Origin of the sequence: Sphingobium cupriresistens LL01 (assembly GCF_001046645.1) — a bacterium.
GTDB classification, from domain to species: Bacteria; Pseudomonadota; Alphaproteobacteria; order Sphingomonadales; family Sphingomonadaceae; genus Sphingobium; species Sphingobium cupriresistens.
Map to the genome: position 1 here is coordinate 113,015 of NZ_KQ130437.1, position 19,047 is coordinate 132,061.

The window sequence follows — 19,047 nt, forward strand, 5'->3', positions numbered from 1 at the left end:
TTGACGAGGCCATCCACCATAATCCGCGTGCTCCGTCGATCGGCAGTCATCATCGCCCTGCTCCCGTCACTCGCCCAAGGGGCATCGGGGCCGAAGAAACTACCCGTCTGCAACGGCAAACATCTGCGCGAGGTGAACATCTACGGGAGCGTGCTGCCGGGTTCGCCGATCCCGGCAATCGTCGCACCCCCTGCCCCGCCGCCCGTGCCGCAGATCAAACAGCCAGTTGATGCCGGCACTCCGCCCCCGCCCGTTCCCGCCCCGCTTCCCGAGAAGACGTCCGCGCGCGCGACCCCCGGCACCTTTGGGAGTTGCTGATCATGCGGAACCAGACCGAAGGCGTGCCGGCAAAAGACGCTGAACTCTATTTCGGGCATGCCCGATCCTGGGATCAGGACCGTCAGCGCAAATCGTTGCGATCCGAACGCATCGCCTGGGTCGTGGCCGGCTTGGCGCTGCTTGCCACGACCGCGGAGGGCTTCGCTCTTGCGGGCCTCGCCCCGCTGAAGACGGTCATGCCGTACATCATTCGCGTCAATCAGACGACGGGCGCGGTTGATGTGCAGACTACCCTCACCCAGAAGCCGATGCGCTATGATGAGGCGGTCACGAAATTCTTCCTCGCACAATATGTCAGGGCGAGGGAGAGCTGGTTGCCGGCGGCGGCCGAGGAGAATTTTCGCGCTGTTACCATCCTGTCCGAACCAGGCGAGCAGCAGCGCTGGGGCAGGTTTTTCAGCTCGAACAATGCCGCGAGCCCACAGGTTGTCTGGGGCAAGGGTGCGGTCGTCCAGGCCCGCGTGCGCAATATTGCCTTCATTAACGATCGGGTTGCAAACGTCCGCTTCACGCGGACGGTGCAGACAGACACCGATACGCAGAGCAGCGACTGGATCGCGACCGTCACCTTCCGGTACACGAATGGGCCGATGGCGGAGGGCGACCGCTATCGCAATCCATTGGGCTTCCAGGTCGAGAATTACCGCGCGGACCCTGAGGTGGTGCGGTGAAGCGCCTTCTCTCCATCGCGAGTCTTCTCGTCATAATAGCGACACCTGCCCTCGCGGAGGACACCCCGCGCGGTGGACCGGCGGATCCGCGCGTGAAGTTCGTCGAATATCAGGAGACCCAGGTCTACCGGATCGTCGGCACATTTCGGACGGCGACCCAGGTGGTGCTCGGCGCCGATGAGACGATCGAACATGTTGCGCTTGGCGACACCATCTCATGGGAAGTGGCGGTTGCCGGACATATCCTGTTCCTGAAGCCCCGCGAGCGGGCGGGACCGACCAACCTCATCGTCACGACCAATCGCGGCGGCGAGCTGCGCAACTACGCCTTCGAACTGACCGCACGCCGGGGACCGATCAGCAGCGGGAGCCGCGACACATTCTTCCAGGTGCGGTTTCGCTACCCGCGCGATGAAGCCGATCGCGCCGCTCGCATGCGCGCCACCCAGGAGGCGCAGCGCGTTGCCGCGCTGCAGGCGAACGCCGTTCGGGGAGCCCTTGACCACGGTGTCATCGATGGACCGCGCAATCTGAACTACAAGGTCCAGGGTGACAGTGATCTTCAGCCGTCGGAGATCTCCGACAACGGCCAGTTCACGGTCCTGCGTTTCCCCGGCAACCATGAAATCCCGGCGATCTATCTGGTGCGACCGGACGGCTCGGAGTCCTTGGTCCCGTTCGATGTCCGGGACGAGTTTGTGGTCGTCCACGCCGTGGCGGCTCAACTGCGCCTGCGCCGGAACCGGGAGGTGCTGTGCATCTATAATCTCGCGCCAACACCTTATGGCGTCGATCACGGCACCAACACCGCATCGCCGCATGTCGAGCGCACCATACAAGACCCGAAGGAGTGAGTGCGATGGACGAGACTTCGGCCGAGGCCACTCGCCGCCCGCAGGGCGATCCAACACCTGAACGCGACGAAATCATCCGCGAGCGCGGCATCGACCCGATTGGAGGGATGACAGCGGCAAAGCGGAATACCGCCCTGATTTTCGCGGGGACGGCGATGGTGCTCGGCATTCTGTGGGTGAACTCGGGACCGAGCAAGACCGGCTCGAGTTTGATGGGAAAGCCCGAGGCAATGGCCAAACGACCCGATCTCGCGGCGCGCGAAACGGTCGCATATGATGCTGTCGCAGCGAAACCCAAGCCGCTCGGCGCCGTGAGCGCCGATCCCAACGCGCCTGTCCTCAATCCTCCGCCGACCGTTGGCCCCGATGGACAGATCGTACCGGCAATACAACCCGGAGCGCAGCCAGCGGCGGCACCGCAGAACACGCGCCAGAACTTGGCCGATCAGGCACGTCGTTCGACCTTGATTGCCTATGGCGGCCGCGATGCGCTCCAAGCTCCAGCGGGCTCTAACGGTGCTGGCTCCGATACCGGCAATGCGGGCACAGCTGGCGACGGCTCGACCGATCCGGCGGTCCGTAGCGCGCCCAATGCGCTCGATGCGCTTCGTCAGAGTTCGGCCGTTGGCGAGGCACGCGCCTCGATGCTGCCCAATCGCAACTATCTCGTCACCGCCGGCACGCTGATCCCCTGCATTCTGCAGACCGCCATGAATTCGGCGCAGCCAGGGTACACCTCCTGCCTGATCCCGCGCGACGTCTATTCGGAGAACGGCCGCGTCGTGCTGATGGAGAAGGGCACTAAAGTCCTCGGCGAATATCATGGCGGCATCCAGCAGGGGCAGAACCGCCTGTTCGTGTTGTGGACGCGCGCCGTCACGCCGCAGGGCGTGCGAATCGACCTGGCTTCGCCGGGGTCGGACGCCCTTGGCCGCGCAGGCATCGCCGGGTCCGTGGACACCTTCTTCTGGGCGCGCTTCGGTAGCGCACTGCTGCTCTCGCTGGTCGACGACGCCGCCTATATCGCCGGGCAATCCGTCTCCGGCGGGAGCAACAATTTCAACAACACCACGCGCACGCCGAGCGAGGGGGCAAGCATCGCGCTCCAGAACAGCATCAACATTCGCCCGGTGCTGAAAAAGAACCAAGGCGAAGAGGTCGGGATATTCGTGGCCAAGGACTTCAACTTCGCCGACGTCTACAATCTCGAGTTGCGGCGCTGAGGATGAGCGATACCGCCGTCCTGCGCCATTATCTCGCACCGATCCTGCCGCTGCTGGAGCCGGTCGAGGTGACTGAGCTTGTCATCAACAAGCCCGGCGAGGTCGGCATCGAGGACCATCTGGGCTGGCATTGGCACAATGTCGCCGAGCTCGATAGCGAATGGCTCGCGACGCTCGCCGTCGCAGCGGCAAGCTTCACCCGGCAGGATGTGAATGCGGAGACGCCGATCTGCTCGACCATCTTGCCAGGGGGCGAGCGCTGTCAAATCGTCATTCCCTCGGTGACGCCGACTGGCGCGCCGTCCTTCACTGTCCGCAAGCCTTCGCGCGTAACCCTCGCGATCGACCAGCTCGCAGATTCGGGTCTGTTCACGAGCACGCGCGCCGCCGCGCAAGGCCTTGGCGAAGTCGATGCGCAATTGATCGCGCAGCGCGATGTCGGCGATTGGCCGGCTTTCTTTCGAACGGCCGTTGCCGCCCGCAAGAATATCCTGGTGAGCGGCGCAACCGGCTCGGGCAAGACCACGTTCGCCAAAGCGCTGATCCAGTTGATCCCGCCCGACGAGCGGCTCCTGACGATCGAGGATACGCGCGAGCTCGTCGTCGAGCATCGCAATGTCGTGCATATGGTCTATTCGAACGAACGTCAGGGTTTGGCAAAGGTCGGCCCCAAGCAGCTGCTCGAGAGTGCGCTGCGCATGCGGCCGGATCGCATCCTCTTGCAGGAGCTGCGCGACGGAACCGCCTTCTTCTATCTGCGCAACGTGAATTCGGGCCATCCCGGATCAATCACAACGGTCCATGCTGGTTCAGCCATGGGCGCATTTGAACAGCTTACCTTGCTGGTGAAGGAATCCGAGGGCGGCCGCGATCTGGCCCGCGACGATATCCGTGGGCTATTGCACATGCTCGTCGACGTCGTCGTCCAGACCCGCAAGCGCGCCGGAAAATTCGAAGTCGAGGAGGTGTATTTTGATCCGGCTGTCGGACGCACGACCGCTCACTAGGGTCGCCATCGTCGCGGGGGTGCTCGCGGCAATCTTTTTGGCATGCGCCTTGTGCGCGGTGCTGGTCGCCCTCGTCGGTCTGAACCAGATCAGCCCGCATATGCAAATTTCGGCGATACCCGCCTGGCTCTGGTATTACCGCAGCGATCCGCTCCTGCATCTGTGGCTGGAGCGAGGCGCGCTGGTCAGCGGCGCCATCGCTTTCGTCATCCTGCTTATCATCCTGAAGCGAGGGCGCACGCTCCATGGCGAGGCGCGGTTCGCGCGTGAAAGCGAAATCCGCCGCGAACATCTGCGCAGCAACAGTGGGATCATCGTCGGGCAGAAAGGCGGCCGCTATCTCGTTTTCGGCGGCACCGAGCATGTCCTGCTCGAGGCACCGACGCGCGCCGGCAAGGGCGTGGGCGTGGTGATCCCCAATCTTCTGAGTTGGCCAGACTCGGTGGTGGTGCTCGACGTGAAGCGCGAAAATTGGGACATCACCGCAGGTTTCCGGGCACGGCATGGCCAGGCCGTTTATCTGTTCGACCCGCTCGATCCCGAAGGCCGGAGCGCCCGCTACAATCCCTTGAGCTTCATCGACCGGCTCGACGACACCGATGTGATCAATGAACTCCAGAAGATCGGCGGCATGCTGTTTCCGGCACCGGAAAAGGCTGATCCGTTCTGGGCGGAAGCCGCGCGCGCCGCTTTTGTCGGCGTCGGCGCGCTCGTCGCGGCCCATCCCGCCCTCCCCTTCACGATTGGCGAAATCTATCGGCGACTGACGACGGGCGACCCCAAGGTCGAACTGCCCAAGGTCGTCGAAGAGGCCCAGCGCCGCGGCCAGCGGCTGAGCCAGGCCTGCGTGTCGGCGCTGAGCGACTTCACCTCCGCGTCGGATAACACCTTTTCGGGCATCAAACAGACGATCACGTCGAAGCTCAATCTGTGGCTCAACCCCTATGTCGATGCCGCGACGTCGGAGACCGATTTCGATCTGCGACAGGTCCGACGCGAACGGATATCGATCTACCTTGGGGTTTCACCCGACAATATCGACCGGATCGCGCCCGTATATAACCTCTTTCTCCAGCAGCTGATCGATCTCAATACGCGGGAACTACCCGAGAATGGCGGCCGCGTGCCGGTGCTCATTTTGCTCGACGAATTTGCCCGCCTCGGCAAGGCGCCGGTCATCGCGTCGGCCTTTTCCTATGTCGCAGGCTACGGACTTCGCCTCCTGCCAGTCATCCAGAGCCGGTCCCAGCCCCGCGGCATCTATGGCGTCGATGTCACCGACGAGATCATCGCCAATTGCGGACTGGAGATCGTGTTCACGCCCAAGGAGTTGAAGGTCGCCAACGAACTCTCCGAGCGGCTTGGCTATTTCACGATGAACGTCAAATCGAAGAGCCGGACGATTCATGGCCTGCTCGCCAATCGCAGCATATCAGAATCAGACCAGCGCCGTGCGCTGATGATGCCGCAGGAACTGATGCAGATGCCCAAGGGCGACCTTCTGCTGATGCGCGGCGGTATTCCGCCCGTCAGGGGTCGCAAGATCGAGTATTTCCGCTCGAAACGCTTCACGAGCCGGATCAGCGACCCGCCCAAGGTCGCGCCCCGTCCGATCACGATCAGCGCAGCGCCGGTTACCGCCAAATTGGCAGGCGAGGCGAGCAGCAGCGATCCGTTGGCGCAGGCCCTTAGCGCGAAGAAGGCCGCCTTGTTGAGCGACGGTCAGGCGATCGCGCCGGCAGAGCGGGCGGAACCTGTCATGCGCGCGCTCACCAGTGATGAACTGTCGGGTTTTGCCGAAATCACCGATGACATGTTGGTGCTGGGCACCATGGTGGACTTACCACCGCCCGGCGACGAACAGGCCGCTATCGCCTTTGTCACGGCGATGACAGCTCGGGCCGTTCTCGAGCCCGCGGGTGCCGGTGCCCAATCTCCAGAATTTGCGACCGAGAGGCATGACCATGGCAGAGAATGATTCCAAGCAACCCGGTAAGGCGCGGACTAGTGCCAACAGCGTTGGCCTCGACGACGCCAAACAGCGCAAGGCGGCTGCGCCAGAAAAGTCCTCGCCCGGGGGACTAAAGGACGGGCCCACCGAAGCACCTGGTCATGTCGGCGCTATCCGTGCGTCCCGAAGTGCGCCCAAAGTGCATTCCCTCGAGGCGGGCGACGTGCCGGAGAGCGTGCGGAAGCGCTATTATGCCGACAAGGCGAAATGGTCGGGCGAACCCGCCTTTTTCACGACGGCACAAGCAAAGGATCCCGCGTTTCGCGATCAGGGCCGACGTCTGGTCACGGCGACGGAGAGCCAGGAAGTCGTCAAGGATTTGGTGGCGATCGCACAACACCGCAATTGGGATCGGATTCACGTCACGGGCTCGGAAGAATTTCGGCGATCGGTCTGGATTGAGGCCAGTCAAAAGGGGCTCGAGGTACGGGGCTACAAGCCAAACGATCGCGATCTCCAGGAGCTTGATCGGCTGCGCGGGGAAACGAGCCGTAATACGATTGCGCCCATGGCAGCCCGTGACGTCGATGTCGCCCGTGGGTCAAGCGGGATAAGCCGCCAGAGCCACGGCAGTGTTTTGGAAGGGCCGGATGCCCGGCGCGGCGATCGTGGCAACACGCCGAACGATCGGGCGGCCGACAGCCAGATGCGTGTGATGGAAGCGGTGATACGACGGACGTTGTTCGACAATCCCGAGGCGGTTGCGCGGGTGATGACAGTCGCCCGCACGCAGCTCGATGCGCATATCGCGGCGGGGCGGAACATCCGACCGGCAATGGTCAGGGATGCCGCCCCCAGCATCAGGCAGGATGTGGTCCGCGGCCGCGACCCAGCTATGCCCCCCAACCCTCGTCCCGGTCGCGAGCCCAAGCCTCAGGAACGCAGCCGCTCCCGGTGACTGGGAATCGGTCTTTTGTGCTGTAGCCCCTCTGCGACAAACGGGTCCGGCGATCGCCTCCTGGTTTAAGAACCGGCACATTTGTTCGGCTTGGCCGGTCATTGATCGTGACTGATAAACCACGAGGGGTGCAACTCGAGCCTGCCGAATATATACTATGCGCGCGACTCGTCCCGCAGAACGCGACAAACTTGCCAGATAGTATAATCATCGTTATATCGAACGCGCCGGACATCGCTCACAGAGGCTCAAATTGCGCGAAGGATATAATCTCAAGACGCTTGGACCTCGGGCCGCCCAGCTGATCGTTGAACTCAACGAACGCCGTCAGCCGATCTTTTCGCTCGCCGACGTCACCGAGATCACAGGTCTGAGCCCATCATCGGCACGCAGTCTCGTCGCGAACACGGAGGCACGCGGCATCGTCACGCGCCTCAAGCCTGGCCTCTACAATCTGGTGCCTTTCGAGCGGGGCCGCGACACCGAGCATGTGAGCGATCCCTACCTCATCGCAAGAACGCTGGTTGGCGACGCGCCCTACTTCATTTCTCACGGCAGCGCCCTTGAGCTTCACCGCATGGTCACGCAACCGCAGTTGGTCATCATCGTCTCCTGCGCCAAACGCCTGCGCCCGCAGCACATCCACGGATATGGGTTCCGTTTCGTCGACGTCAAACCGCAGGATTTCTTCGGCGTGACCGAGATCTGGATCACATCCCAAGAGCAAGTCCGTGTCAGCGATCCCGAGCGGACCATCATCGATGGTCTCGACCATCCGCAATTTGTCGGCGGCGTCACGGAGGTCGCCAGGGGGCTCTGGATGAAGCGCGATACGCTGCGGGTCGCACTGATGATCGACTACGCGCTTCGCCTCGGCGTCGGCGCGGTAATCCGCCGCTTGGGCTATCTGCTGGAATTTTACGGACTGGCCGATGCAGCCGCATTGGAGCCGTTGCGCGCGCGGCTGACCCCGACCTATCAGCGTCTCGATCCCCTGTTTCCCAATGAGGGCAGGATGCTGGCGCGATGGCGCATCCGACTCAACATCGAGCCCGACGAACTCGATATAATTCGGAGCAGTTGATAATTCCCAAGGCCATGACAGCTCTGCAAAGCGTGCGATTCCGTGCGCGGTGCCGGTGTCTCCTGATGAGATCCGGTTAGCATTCACTGGTCCTGCATCAGCTTTCCACTTTCGGCATCAGATCATGCTCGCATACGCCCGAATGTCGAGCATTGGCGCAGTCCCAATAGCTTGGAGCTGCGCAATCAGTTCGAACAGAAAGCGGGTCGCGGCCTTGTCGACCGTGTTGAGCTCAAAACTGTCTGCGCACTTGGTGAACCAACCAGCATCGGCAATGCATCCAATGTCGAGCGATTCCTCGTCCAGGTCACGTCTAAGATGCCCTGCTAACGTGTCGCCCAAAGGCGGCTTCCAGCCTGCGCTCAGTGTGAGAATGCCCGCAAGAATATGATGGAGCGGCTTCGCGCGGGACGGCCCGTCGATCGTCTCTGCAGACAGACTTGTGCGGTGCAGCCGGCGCACGGAAGCCGCCTTCTCTCCGGCATAGCGGATGTAATCGGCCGTCAACTCCTGCTTGGCTTCAAACACCGCATATACGCTTTCCGCCGGTACGACATCGGTGCCTTTGAACGTGAACACGAATGGAGAATATTGTCGGTCGTGGATGATCACGTCGATCTGCTGGCTGAAGACGCCTCGGCTATCGACTACAAATCCTTTGCGGGCTTCATATCTGCGGGGCAGATAGTGGGTCAGGACGTCAATCCAGACCTGCTCGCTGGCGTCGCCTTTGTCGGTAGGGTGGCCGAGCTTGCGCGCTGTAGCCAGCTCGCTTTGTATCTTCTCGTGGAAGTCGGCGAACAACGCCGCGAGGGACCATTCAGACGTCATTGGAATACGACGTTCCACGGGCTCTCAAGCGCGACTTGCGCGCTTTTTATTACGGCACCCTTTGCATCTGCCGTGAGCACATTGGAAACGACGTTGTTGGTGTTTGCCGGATCAACGAGCCGTTTGTTGGCAAGAGAAGTCGTTATGGCGCGAAACACAGTGACGATATTCTCCTGGACATTCCCAACCCGGGCACCCCGGAGCGCATCAAGCACAAAAAGCTCAAGATAAAACGACTGCCAGTCGATGCCAAAGTGATTGCGCCAAATCTTGATAAGCCGAATTTCATCGAGACGACCAGAGTTAGAAACAACCCGTATATGTTCGCTAATGTTGGTCTGGAGCCAGCTACCTGTCTTAGTGCTCCATAGGCTATGGTAGTTGCCGTACTGATCTTGCCGCCTGGCCGGCGTCACATCGACTTTCCATCCGTTCACCGTCAAACCGGTCGACACGTTCTGACGGCGTGGCGCATAGCCAGCTTGCAAGAAAGCGTTGAACAATGTGTCGGATATCCGCTGCAGTGTGTCAGTCAGCGTCGATGTGAGCGAGACGAAAAGATCGATATCCGTGCCGCCGTGAACTGCGGTCCCCTTCGCGAAAGACCCGCTTGTGCGGATATCGACGATGAACGGGCCGCCCCATGTCTGGATGACTGGCTCGATCAACGGCTGAACGCCGCGCACCGGCGAAAAGAGGCCGGTATCGACCCGATGCCTCGCCAATACTTCGCGCAGATGTTCGTCGATCCCTACCATGGCGGCAGAGTAGGCCGCGGAGCCAAATTCACAAGTAACCCGAGCAGCAGAGAGCGCGTGACCGGTCGTGTAATCCCGCCAATGACGCTGAACGCCCATTGCGCTCGGCGAGTATAAAACGGAGCGAGCGCGGCAAATCTGGACGAGGAAAGGGGAGAGCCTCTTGCGAGACTCTCCCCGAGCACCTTGCGGTGTAATTCCAAAAGGCCGTGAGGCCGAAGCAGCCGAAGCTGTGAGAACCATATAGCCCTCTGGGTATTAAAATTCAATGTACGCCAGCGCGCTAACGCCCTGATTCCAGCCATTTCTAATGACACCGGATGGAAAACGGCATGCTCTGCTGTTACTTGATTACCTTGATATGTTCTATTGCTCTTGATGCCCTTGAATACCTTGATAACATTGATACCCTTGATGGGGACAGGAACACATGCTAACGCGCCGCTGTGGAACGATCGAGAAATGCGCCCTTGGACGGTTCGGCGTCCCCCGAAGCCGAATCAGTCGGTGTCGATCGCATTCGAGGGAAAGGGCGTGGGGGCAACTTCCTCGCTATCGATCGCTCCGCGTGGGAACGCCTGTGGCAGGTCGAAACCGGCAACAGGCTGAACTTGGTCACGGCCTTTATTGTGCTCCTCGCGGGAACGGGTAGCGATCACCAGCTCACCAAGTGGTCGGCCAAGGCATGCGAACAGCACACCGGCATGGGAAAACCTCGGGCCAAGGTGGCGATCGACGAGCTGATCCAGCACGGCTTTGTCGCACGCACTGAGCGGTCGACGAAGCTATATCCGCAATATCGCCTGCAACCGATCCCGCTCGACAGCGACCCGATCTTTTTGCCCGTCGCGTTGGTAACCGGGATCGAAGCCGAAGCCTCAATGCTTCGGCGGGTCCGTGAGACCGGCGATGCATTGTTGCTGCGGATGTTGGTCGATCTTTATGGCCTAATCCAGCTCGACGCGACTTTCGGCGTGCCGATTTCCGCGCTGAGCCAGACTCCGCCCATGGACCATCCCGCCCGCAAGGTGTTCGAGATCGGTGTTCATTCTGTCTGGGCACTTCGTCTTGTCGGCGGGTCCAAATCCGCAAAGGGCGATTGGGCGGGCTACCATCGCTCCAAGAGCAATAACAAGGATGCGGCCTGGGAGGATTTCTGGGCGCGCATCGCCATGATCGAGAAGATCGGGGCCATCTGGTATGAGGCGTGGATTTTCGACAGCGAAGAGCCTGACGCCGAACCGTTGTTCCCGGTCGATTTTGCGGCCCTCTACCACCAGTCGGAAGGCGACGACGTCTATCGGCTCACCCGCACCATGCTCGATGCGGCCGCTAACCTCTCTGAGGAGCGCAGCGACCTGCTCGGTCGCTATGCCCTCGACGTGCTGGTAACGCTGGCGCAGCACCGCCGCGCGCCGGGCATCCGAGGCGTTGCAAGGATGCGGATCGAAGCGGACACACCGGGCCGTCGGCTCTCCTATTACAAGCGCCGCACGCAGATTGAACTTTACGAAGCAGGCTTCACTCAAATCGCGCTCGATGCGCTGCGGGGGGAGTATAGTCGACCGATGAATACGGCGACACCGCAATGAGCCGACCAACCGCCGGGAAGAAGCAGCATTTCCATGTCGAACGATAATTCAGAAGCAAACGAGAATATGGAAGTGCCATTCCCAAGCGAGGCCGAGCTGTTTGCGGCGGGCTATGTGCGGATCCTGACTGATGAGGACTTGCTTGCGAGAGGCTTCGTGCCGATCGATTTCAAAAACATGCCGGCGGTCGAGGACATGACCACGGAGCTGGGGCATCCGTTCCCGCAGCATCACGAGATCATCAAGGCCGGATATATACCAATCAGCCGCCGCGAGCGGCGAATTCAGAGCCGTCCGCGTGTTGGCCAGATGTACTGGGTCGATTTTCCGCACGACGCATATGTGCCCGAGTTCGTCAACGAGCATCCTGGCATCATCATCCGCGCTGCAAACTCACTGAGTGACACCTGCATCATCCTGCCGGTCACCAGTGCACAGCAAAAGGCGGGAACCCACTTCCACCAGCTTTCCAAAAACCCCAACCCAAGGGGCCATGTTGAAGGGCGGATCGCCTACGTCGTTTGTGACCATCTCTATACGGTTCACGTCAACCGCCTGCGACCGTTACTGTCGCTGAAATATGTGCCTGTGTACCCGAAGGTCGAGCCACACGACATGACGGCTATCTTTGCGATCGTCGAAAAGGTTCTGGCGCTCTCGTCTGCGGCGTCGCACGCGGCCGTCGCAGCAGTGGCCACAGCAGCTGCAATGCCTGCCGCACCGGCAAAACCGCTGGGACCAAACACCCTCACGCTGAAGAAGAAGTAGGATCGGATGTCGAGTTGGGCGGAAAGGGCGGCTGCAACCCTGTTACCGCTCAGTCGGGCGTCGTCTCTTGGCCCAGCCCTACGCGAATGGTCCTATACGGGCCGATTCTTCGACCTGGAGGCAAGGGACGGAATCTGCGAGCTATGTGGGCAGCAGGACCTGCGCTATCATTTCGAGATCGAAAATTCCGGCACGGCGTCGAGCCTTTTGGTCGGCTCCGAATGCATCAAGCGCTTCGAGATCACCGGCGTCGACGAGCAAGGACAGCGGCTCGATGCCGATGCGACGGGCAAGCTGGTCGACCGGCATCGCCGCGGACTGGTGGAAGATGCCCGCAAACAGCGGGTCATGACGGCGTTGCTGAAGCTCGGCCAGGAAGTGGACGATTTCGATGCCTGGGATTTCATCGATTTCGTCGATGACAAAGGCGCGTTCACGCCCAACCAGGTCGCGATGATTTTCTGGCGGATGGGCTCTGCCGGTGTCAATTACCGACCAGCGGACTGGAAGGTGCGGATGCGGCGCGACAGTGACTGGCGCCAGTTGCGCACCATGAAGCCCGCAGCGTTCAAGCGAGTTATCGCTGCACTCACGCCCGCACAGCGACGTCGCGTTGCGGAAATCGAGGCTAATTTCAGCGAAAATGGGCAGAGATGGCGATAGCATCGATCACGAAAATGGCACCGAGATCATCGGTGCCATTTGCCATTTCCTGCTTTGTTTTCCGAACTAATCATTCAGAATGCCGACCACGCCGGAACGTCGCTGGCTCAAATTTCAATTCTTCTTCTAACGATCGCGGTCCCGAGGCTTTCGTTCGATCGGGATCGGCGTTTGGCCTTCAGCAATATCGCCATGAGTGTCGCGCGATCGACTGCCGGCCGCCCCTTCCGCCCGATCGGCAATCATGATCTCCCGCGCACGCTCCAATCGCCGCGACACCGCTGCGGGCATATCGGCCACGAACCCGACAATATCCTCGGCCAGCGCGAGATCCTCGTCCTTCCCGGTTGCCGCCAACGCGGCTGCTGCATCTGCATAGGCCCGCCGGATCTGCTTCTGTCGGCCCAGCGCCAGCACATCCTCCACCCGACGCTCCGGGTTCTGTGACCGTGCGAACGCCTGCGCGCGCTCTTCGATCAGCTGGTTGAGATCCAACTCCCTCCCCTGCCCCGCTGTCCGCGCCTCCAGATGGTGCGCCGGCGAACGCACCCGCTTCTGGACGTGGCCGCGCGCGCGGCGCGGCGTCGCTTCGGCGGCGATGCCGCGCTGGCGCAATTCATGGGCGAAGCTCTCGCGCCAATGATGAAGGTCCGCCTTGCGCGGATTGAACCGCGTCCCGTCCTGGCCCTGAGTCGCGACGGTCAGATGGACATGGGGGTGCGCGGTGTCGGTGTGCAGCGCCACCATATAGCTGAACTGCCCCTCGAACTCGACGCGCGCAAACGCCTGGACGGCATCATGGATGGTCGCGGCATCGGTCGTACCGCCGGGCATCGACAGGACCATCGACATAGAGGTCGGCCGGTCCTTGCCATAAGCATTCATCGCCTGATCGAGCATGTCCCAGTCGGCAGCAATCGCCTTCAGGCGCTTTTCCTCTCTGATGATCTCGCCCTCACTGCTGCGGATTTCGAGCTTCCCGTGACGCGAGATATAGCCGAAGTGCTCGGCAAGATGCCTGGCGCCACGCTGCTTGCCCGAGATCTTGACCATGACCTCGGGGGCCTTGCGCACGATCCGCTCGAGCTTGGCCCGCGCCTCGGCCGCCGACAGCCCGGCATTGCTCCCGCCCCTGCCCTTGCCGCCCGACCGGATCCGCAGTGTCCCCCCGCGCAGGCTGTGCTTGCCCCCGGTCGGCGGTCGCCAGGCTTCCATCAGGCTGGGGAGCGGCAGGACGCCGTCGTCATCCTCATTCATCGGCCGTATCCCAGTAGGCCATGTCACCCTTGAGCGCGCGGCCGAGCACGCGCAGCTGATCGGCCACCTCATCCCGGAAGGAAGCGACCCGCGCGGCCTCGCGCGCCAGATCTAGGCGAGAATCCACCATGGTCGCGGCGTGAAGCGCATGGACCGCCTGGTTGAGATTGATACCGATCCGGTTGAGCTCGCGCCAGGACTGCGCAATCAGCACCCGGTCGCCACGCGGCGGCGGCGAAGTCGCGTGCAACCGTCGGCGCAACAGCATCACCAGCCACTCCGTCCTTTTGAGGCCGCGCGCATCGGCCGCCGCATCCAGCTGCACGATATCCTCGCGCATGAGCCGAAGCTGCAGCCGGTCAGTCGTGCGGGTCCGAGGCAGAGCCGTCTCGCTCGACGCCTCCCCGGCATCCTCAAGCGCACCGTCGATCAGCTTGCGCAGGAGTGCTGAGCGACCGCCGGCGGCAATCGCCTTAGCATCGAAGCGCGCCGCGAGATCATCGGGCAGACGGAGGCCGAAAAACGCCACACCCCATTGCTATTGTTTAACAATGACGGCGCCAAGCCTATCCGGCCCTCACCTAAAACCACTCGTCTTATAGTCTGCTCAAACAGACTCCGCCCCTCTGCAAGCAACGTATCCAACCCGATCTGGCCTCGGTGGAAAACGAGAGTATCTCCGGGCGAACTAATTCCCTCCGCCCGCCAAAATGAAGACAGCCGCGCCCCTGAAGAAAGGGGCACGGCTGTCAAAATTGTCTGAAAAGCTCGATCGTTTCGACGCAGAGTGAGGGGGTGAATGGGTAAGCGCCCCGCCCTGCCCCGCCGATGGTTTACTCCATGGCGATCTCGGCAACGGGCGCATCGACCTCCTCGCCGTCATCGAACACCACCCGAACGCGCTCCGGCAGGATCAAACGCCCTGTCCGCCCGCCCACCGTCACCCGAACCGCATCGAGCGGCCGAGGCTGTGGCGGCACCTCCGTTTCGAACATCGACCGTAAACCGGCACCAGCACGAACCGACCGGCTCGGCGCAGCGCGCTCGGTGCCCTGCCCGTTCGGGAGCGCGGCCACGTCATGACGACCGGCGACGGGCAGAGCCTCGGATGCCTTGAGCCCCGCGATGAACCGGCCGCCTTCGGCCAGGGTGACGCTCTCTTCGCCAAGCCCCGCGACATAGGCGCGCACCGCGTCGCCATGAGTGCGGGCAGCCCGGTGGAGATCGTAGAGCAACCGGATCGGCATCTGGTCGATCGCCGCACGCAGCCAGGGCGCCATGTCGGCACAGGCGGCATAGAGCGATACGAACTGCTTCGAACGGCCGAGCGCGCGGGCGATCTCCGCCTGGGTAACGCCGGCGCCCAGCATGCGTTCGATCCCGGTCGCCAGATCATGGGGGGTCAGGCCTGCGCGCTGATCATTCTCGACGATCTGATCGGCGAGCGTGTCGGCCCTGTTCACCACCGCCATCACGATCGCTGGGATGGTCTCGCGCCCGGCCAACCGCGATGCGCGAAAGCGCCGCTCGCCGACGCGGATGACATGAAGGCCGTCGCTATTTTTCGGGGCGACGATGATCGGCTGCAGCACGCCGCGCGCAGCGATCGAGGCCGCCAGGTCATCGAGCTCTTTCTCGTCGAACACGCGGCGTGGATTTCCGGGGTCGGCCATGATCCAGTCGAGCGGCAGATCCTCGACGCGACGCGCGCTATCGTGGAGACCGACAAGCAACCCGAACTCTTCGGCGCGCTGATCGAACTTGCCCATCACGCCGCACTCTGGCGGCGGTCGTCCATCCGGCGAACGATCTCGGCCAGGATCGGCCGGATTTCGTCAGCCGCCGCTTTTGCGCCACTACCGGTTTCGCGCCAGACCGGATGATGCTGTTCGGCCGAATGCTTGTAGGTCGGCCGCGCCTTGATGAAGGCGGGGAACATCAGTTTCTCGCCGACGGCGCGGGCGAGTTTGACCGCATTGTCCATTTCGCGTCGGTCGAACGGATTGACCATCGAGGGCAACAGCCCGAGAAAATCGACCTTGCGCCCGCCGCGCGCGCCTTCCGCCTTTTTGAGCGCGGTGAGCAGCATCTTGGCGCATTCGATCGAATCCTCGGCGACCTGGACCGGCGCGATCACCGCGTCGGCGACCGCCATGGCGCTCAAGGTCAGCTCATCCCATTTGGGGCCGGTGTCGATGACGCAATGATCGAAATGGGCACCAAGCGCAGGGAACCGGCCAAGGAAATCGCGGACATCCGCAGCCGCCTTGACCATCTGCAGTCGCGAATCGGCGGCGAAGACGGTGATGCCGGGGCCATCGGTCAGGTCGAGCCGCGCCTCGGGATCGAACAGATCAGCCGAGAACCACCCGGTCCGCTCGCTAGCGAGCCGCCGGGTGGAACTCCCTTGCGGATCGAGGTCGAGAAAGGCGACGCGGTTGCCGCCTTGCTCAGAGAGATACCAGGCGAGGTGGGTGGCGAGAAAGGTCTTGCCGACCCCGCCCTTGAGTAGGCTGACGACAATCGTCTTCATGGGCGCCGGACCCTTACGATTCATAGTCGTGGGGACCATCGCGCAGATTGCGCTCATAATGGTCGCGCGACGACCAGTCGCCACCGCCGCCTATGCCGGGTCCGACATAGCGAAACAGGTAAACGGTGATCGCGAAGCAGACGAATGCGAACACGAACGCATGGTCTGGATGACGGGAAAAATAATCGGCCATAGCGGGTCTCCTTGGCTTGTTGCAGGAAACCGATCGGTCCCCTCACCGCGCAGCAAGACGCGGACGCTCTCGCCGCGCAGCCTCCCCTCTCATCGCGGGGAGCAAGGCCCGATGGGACGTGCGGGCGGCACCGCAGACAGTCTGCTCAAGCAGACTTTTCGGCCATCCCCCCGCTCAGGGGGATGGCCGGTCTTGCTAGCGATCGGTGAGAAGCTGGTCAGACAGCCGACTACGGCAGCCCGGTCGGCACGACGCGATCATCGATCTCGGTGGAAATGCCGGTCAATCGGCGCTGGTCAGTCGACGGTCTCGTGGAGGCGCCACTGGTGGACCAGGGCAATGATCTTGTCCTCATAACCAAGCTGGTCGGGATAGATCGCGCCGTGATGACCACCCAGATAGATGAACACGACGGCCATGTCGGCGGCGACCGCATGGTCGACGCCGAACAGGTCAGCGAGATCAAACCCGCCATTGTCCTGCGCATTCCACCAGGCGAGCAGGAAGTTGGCGGCGCGGCGCGCTTGCCCGGTATCGGACGCCGCCAGATCGAAAAGCCGGTCGAGGGCTTGGATGACAGGCTCGCTCATCTGCGAATCCTTTCAGTAAAAAGGTGGCCCCGACAGGGTCGGGGCCATGATAGCTCAATATTCGTGGGTGAGAAGCAGCGTCAGCACGCGGGTGGTGAGGTCGGGATCTGTCGGGTCAGGCGATCCGTATGTCAGCGCGCGATCATAATAATCGATCTTCCAGTACAGGGTCTCGCCCGCGAACTCGAAGCGGCCGAAATCACGCTCCCCATGCGGATCGACGTCGGGACCAAAGGCGTCATAGTCGCGCACGGTGCGCAGCAGTTCGGCGCGGCGCTGGAACCCGCGAAACAGGCTGGTATCGCCGATCAAATCGGCGACCCCGGTGGTCATGACCACCTGGTTGACGCGTGGGCTATGGATGGACTGGCGCAGGCCGTCATTGAGCCGCGCGATGGTCGTGATGCGCTGGTCTGCGGATAGGACTTTGTCATTCTGGGGGTCGGCCATGACGTTTGACTTTCCAAGCTGTGTCAGACCCCGCCGATCGGGGCCTTCCGACAGGCGACCGGACCGCCGGGGCATAGCGCGCTCGCGCACCCGACAGGGTCGCAACGGATGTGGAGAAGCCCGGCACCGGGCTTGCGCTGGCAAGTGTCGCGGCGAGGACGCCAAGCCAGGAAGGGGCCGTTGGTGCGGCGGTCAGAGGTAATAAGGAACGGCATGGCCGACTTTTCAGACGTGCTGCTGGACGCGCGAGCGAGGGCTTCGCTATCCTTGCGATCATGACAGACACCGCCCGGATCATTGCCCTATGGCCACGCTGGACATCGAGCGTCAGCGGAATGCAAAAGCTGCAGATCCAGGTTCGCACCCAGTGCCGCCGCTGCGGCGCCCTGATGCGCGCCGATCTCGACGAGCTGGTCGCCCGCTATGGCGGGAATGCGTCGTTGATCGATTGCCAGGAGCGATGCCGCATGGTGGCGTGTGATGGCGCGACCTTCTACCTGGCCGCCCGGCGCTATGGTGGACCATGGCGCATCCTGCTGGACGATGCGGCCCTGCGCGAGGGGCTGACAATATGCCCACCAGCGCATCTCGCCCTTGGGCGAGCAGCCCCTTCAGCCGATATCGCCGGGGTGCTGGTGCCGCAGCGCCGTTGATACCTTACCACGGCAGGGATCGTGACCCGGATGGGCCGAGACCCGGCACGGGGCTCGGGGCGTCAGCCTAGAGCCCGGCCCGGTGCAACCGGGGCCGCCTGACCGCTCAATCCGCTTTCGCAACCTTGAGATCACCGAACAGACGAAGCAATATCGCGTCCAAGGTTGAGACCTGCTCAAACCTGGTTATCCGGATCTTGCGATGGCCCGGCCGCGCATTCTTCTCGCCCTGCGTCGTCCCCTTGCTATGTTTGGCGACGGCGAACGCACTGATGTCGGGAAGAGGCTCACCCGGCCCCGCGCCGAACCACAGATAATGATCGAAGAGGAGATCCGGCGTCACCACGATCCAGAGCACGCAGCCGCTCGGCTTCTCCATCAGCTTGAGGCTGATCTTGACCTCGTCGGTCTTGCCGCCGACGATTTTGGTCTTGAACTGGATATGGCGGGTTACGCGACCGCGGGCCATGACCAGGTCATAGCCGCCCGCGTCGAATTCGGAGCGCAATACCTCGACGTCGGTCACACCCAGTTGCCACAGGCGGCGCAGCGCTTCACCGACAAAGACATGCTCGACAATGCGTTCCCGCAGGGTCGAATGAATGAAGTGCGGATTCGCTTCCTCGGTAAGATCGTCCAATCAGCGCTCGCATAATAAGGGCGGGGGCGGAA

22 protein-coding genes are annotated in these 19,047 nt (G+C 62.3%); 12 read left to right on the forward strand and 10 right to left on the reverse strand.

The annotated features are described in order from the left end of the window. From V473_RS23125 to V473_RS19380, 8 genes are all read left to right on the forward strand, one after another. Nucleotides 1-318: a hypothetical protein gene (locus V473_RS23125; RefSeq protein WP_082679253.1), complete on the forward strand. Its 318-nt coding sequence runs from the start codon at nt 1-3 to the stop codon at nt 316-318. Nucleotides 319-320: 2 nt separating this feature from the next. Continuing rightward, nucleotides 321-1,010, forward strand: coding sequence for a VirB8 family type IV secretion system protein (locus V473_RS19350; RefSeq protein WP_066609068.1), 690 nt, complete (start codon nt 321-323; stop codon nt 1,008-1,010). Further along, nucleotides 1,007-1,864: a P-type conjugative transfer protein VirB9 gene (virB9, locus tag V473_RS19355; protein ID WP_066608940.1), complete on the forward strand. Its 858-nt coding sequence runs from the start codon at nt 1,007-1,009 to the stop codon at nt 1,862-1,864. The genes V473_RS19350 and virB9 overlap by 4 nt, the downstream gene beginning before the upstream one ends. A gap of 5 nt (nt 1,865-1,869) precedes the next feature. Further along, nucleotides 1,870-3,087 (forward strand): type IV secretion system protein VirB10, encoded by a 1,218-nt coding sequence (gene virB10, locus V473_RS19360; RefSeq protein ID WP_066608942.1) that lies wholly within the window; start codon nt 1,870-1,872, stop codon nt 3,085-3,087. Between the two features lie 2 nt (nt 3,088-3,089). Then, entirely contained in the window at nt 3,090-4,094 is a 1,005-nt protein-coding gene (gene virB11 / locus V473_RS19365) for a P-type DNA transfer ATPase VirB11 (protein WP_066608943.1), read from the forward strand. After that, the gene (locus V473_RS19370; RefSeq protein WP_066608944.1) at nt 4,060-6,072 is read left to right on the forward strand and encodes a type IV secretory system conjugative DNA transfer family protein; all 2,013 of its coding nucleotides are present in this window, start codon (nt 4,060-4,062) and stop codon (nt 6,070-6,072) included. Before virB11 ends, V473_RS19370 begins: the two co-directional genes overlap by 35 nt. Then, on the forward strand, nt 6,053-7,003 hold the full coding sequence (locus V473_RS19375; protein WP_066608946.1) for an LPD7 domain-containing protein: 951 nt from the start codon (nt 6,053-6,055) through the stop codon (nt 7,001-7,003). Before V473_RS19370 ends, V473_RS19375 begins: the two co-directional genes overlap by 20 nt. A gap of 253 nt (nt 7,004-7,256) precedes the next feature. Continuing rightward, nucleotides 7,257-8,087, forward strand: a complete 831-nt coding sequence (locus tag V473_RS19380) for a type IV toxin-antitoxin system AbiEi family antitoxin domain-containing protein (protein WP_066608953.1) — start codon at nt 7,257-7,259, stop codon at nt 8,085-8,087. A gap of 117 nt (nt 8,088-8,204) precedes the next feature. Here V473_RS19380 and V473_RS19385 read toward each other — a convergent pair whose 3' ends face one another. Together V473_RS19385 and V473_RS19390 are read right to left on the reverse strand one after the other, a co-directional pair. Next, nucleotides 8,205-8,936 (reverse strand): DUF6602 domain-containing protein, encoded by a 732-nt coding sequence (locus V473_RS19385; protein WP_330219426.1) that lies wholly within the window; start codon nt 8,934-8,936, stop codon nt 8,205-8,207. Continuing rightward, nucleotides 8,915-9,775 (reverse strand): nucleotidyltransferase family protein, encoded by an 861-nt coding sequence (locus V473_RS19390; protein ID WP_148648462.1) that lies wholly within the window; start codon nt 9,773-9,775, stop codon nt 8,915-8,917. The genes V473_RS19385 and V473_RS19390 overlap by 22 nt, the downstream gene beginning before the upstream one ends. Nucleotides 9,776-10,146: 371 nt before the next feature. Between V473_RS19390 and V473_RS19395 the strand changes: the two genes are divergently transcribed. From V473_RS19395 to V473_RS19405, 3 genes are read left to right on the forward strand one after another with little or no spacing between them, the layout of a single operon-like run. Beyond that, nucleotides 10,147-11,268 (forward strand): hypothetical protein, encoded by a 1,122-nt coding sequence (locus tag V473_RS19395; protein ID WP_066608961.1) that lies wholly within the window; start codon nt 10,147-10,149, stop codon nt 11,266-11,268. A gap of 33 nt (nt 11,269-11,301) precedes the next feature. Continuing rightward, a complete protein-coding gene (locus tag V473_RS19400; RefSeq protein WP_082679238.1) occupies nt 11,302-12,036 on the forward strand; it encodes a type II toxin-antitoxin system PemK/MazF family toxin in 735 nt (244 codons plus the stop codon). A 6-nt stretch (nt 12,037-12,042) separates the two neighbouring features. Then, nucleotides 12,043-12,699 carry a hypothetical protein gene (locus V473_RS19405; protein WP_148648463.1) on the forward strand — a complete coding sequence of 219 codons (657 nt, stop codon included), beginning with the start codon at nt 12,043-12,045 and terminating at the stop codon, nt 12,697-12,699. Between the two features lie 126 nt (nt 12,700-12,825). Here the strand turns inward: V473_RS19405 and V473_RS19410 are convergent, their stop codons facing one another. The 7 genes from V473_RS19410 to V473_RS19440 all read right to left on the reverse strand — a co-directional run bounded on the left by V473_RS19410 (nt 12,826) and on the right by V473_RS19440 (nt 17,722). Continuing rightward, nucleotides 12,826-13,956 (reverse strand): relaxase/mobilization nuclease domain-containing protein, encoded by a 1,131-nt coding sequence (locus V473_RS19410; RefSeq protein ID WP_066608967.1) that lies wholly within the window; start codon nt 13,954-13,956, stop codon nt 12,826-12,828. Continuing rightward, nucleotides 13,949-14,485, reverse strand: coding sequence for a plasmid mobilization relaxosome protein MobC (locus V473_RS19415; protein ID WP_066608969.1), 537 nt, complete (start codon nt 14,483-14,485; stop codon nt 13,949-13,951). The genes V473_RS19410 and V473_RS19415 overlap by 8 nt, the downstream gene beginning before the upstream one ends. A gap of 304 nt (nt 14,486-14,789) precedes the next feature. Next, nucleotides 14,790-15,725, reverse strand: a complete 936-nt coding sequence (locus tag V473_RS19420) for a ParB/RepB/Spo0J family partition protein (RefSeq protein ID WP_066608971.1) — start codon at nt 15,723-15,725, stop codon at nt 14,790-14,792. Then, a complete protein-coding gene (locus V473_RS19425) occupies nt 15,725-16,489 on the reverse strand; it encodes a ParA family protein (protein WP_066608974.1) in 765 nt (254 codons plus the stop codon). Before V473_RS19425 ends, V473_RS19420 begins: the two co-directional genes overlap by 1 nt. 13 nt (nt 16,490-16,502) lie before the next feature. Continuing rightward, nucleotides 16,503-16,682: a hypothetical protein gene (locus V473_RS19430; RefSeq protein ID WP_066532566.1), complete on the reverse strand. Its 180-nt coding sequence runs from the start codon at nt 16,680-16,682 to the stop codon at nt 16,503-16,505. A 296-nt stretch (nt 16,683-16,978) separates the two neighbouring features. Then, nucleotides 16,979-17,272 carry a DUF7673 family protein gene (locus tag V473_RS19435; RefSeq protein ID WP_066608977.1) on the reverse strand — a complete coding sequence of 98 codons (294 nt, stop codon included), beginning with the start codon at nt 17,270-17,272 and terminating at the stop codon, nt 16,979-16,981. A 54-nt stretch (nt 17,273-17,326) separates the two neighbouring features. After that, nucleotides 17,327-17,722 carry a DUF3768 domain-containing protein gene (locus V473_RS19440; protein WP_066608979.1) on the reverse strand — a complete coding sequence of 132 codons (396 nt, stop codon included), beginning with the start codon at nt 17,720-17,722 and terminating at the stop codon, nt 17,327-17,329. Nucleotides 17,723-18,057: 335 nt separating this feature from the next. Here V473_RS19440 and V473_RS19445 point away from each other — a divergent pair, with 335 nt between their 5' ends. Then, nucleotides 18,058-18,375, forward strand: a complete 318-nt coding sequence (locus tag V473_RS19445) for a hypothetical protein (RefSeq protein ID WP_244884514.1) — start codon at nt 18,058-18,060, stop codon at nt 18,373-18,375. 106 nt (nt 18,376-18,481) lie between these two features. Here the strand turns inward: V473_RS19445 and V473_RS19450 are convergent, their stop codons facing one another. After that, nucleotides 18,482-19,015, reverse strand: coding sequence for a hypothetical protein (locus V473_RS19450; protein WP_066608982.1), 534 nt, complete (start codon nt 19,013-19,015; stop codon nt 18,482-18,484). Between the last annotated feature and the right edge of the window lie 32 nt (nt 19,016-19,047).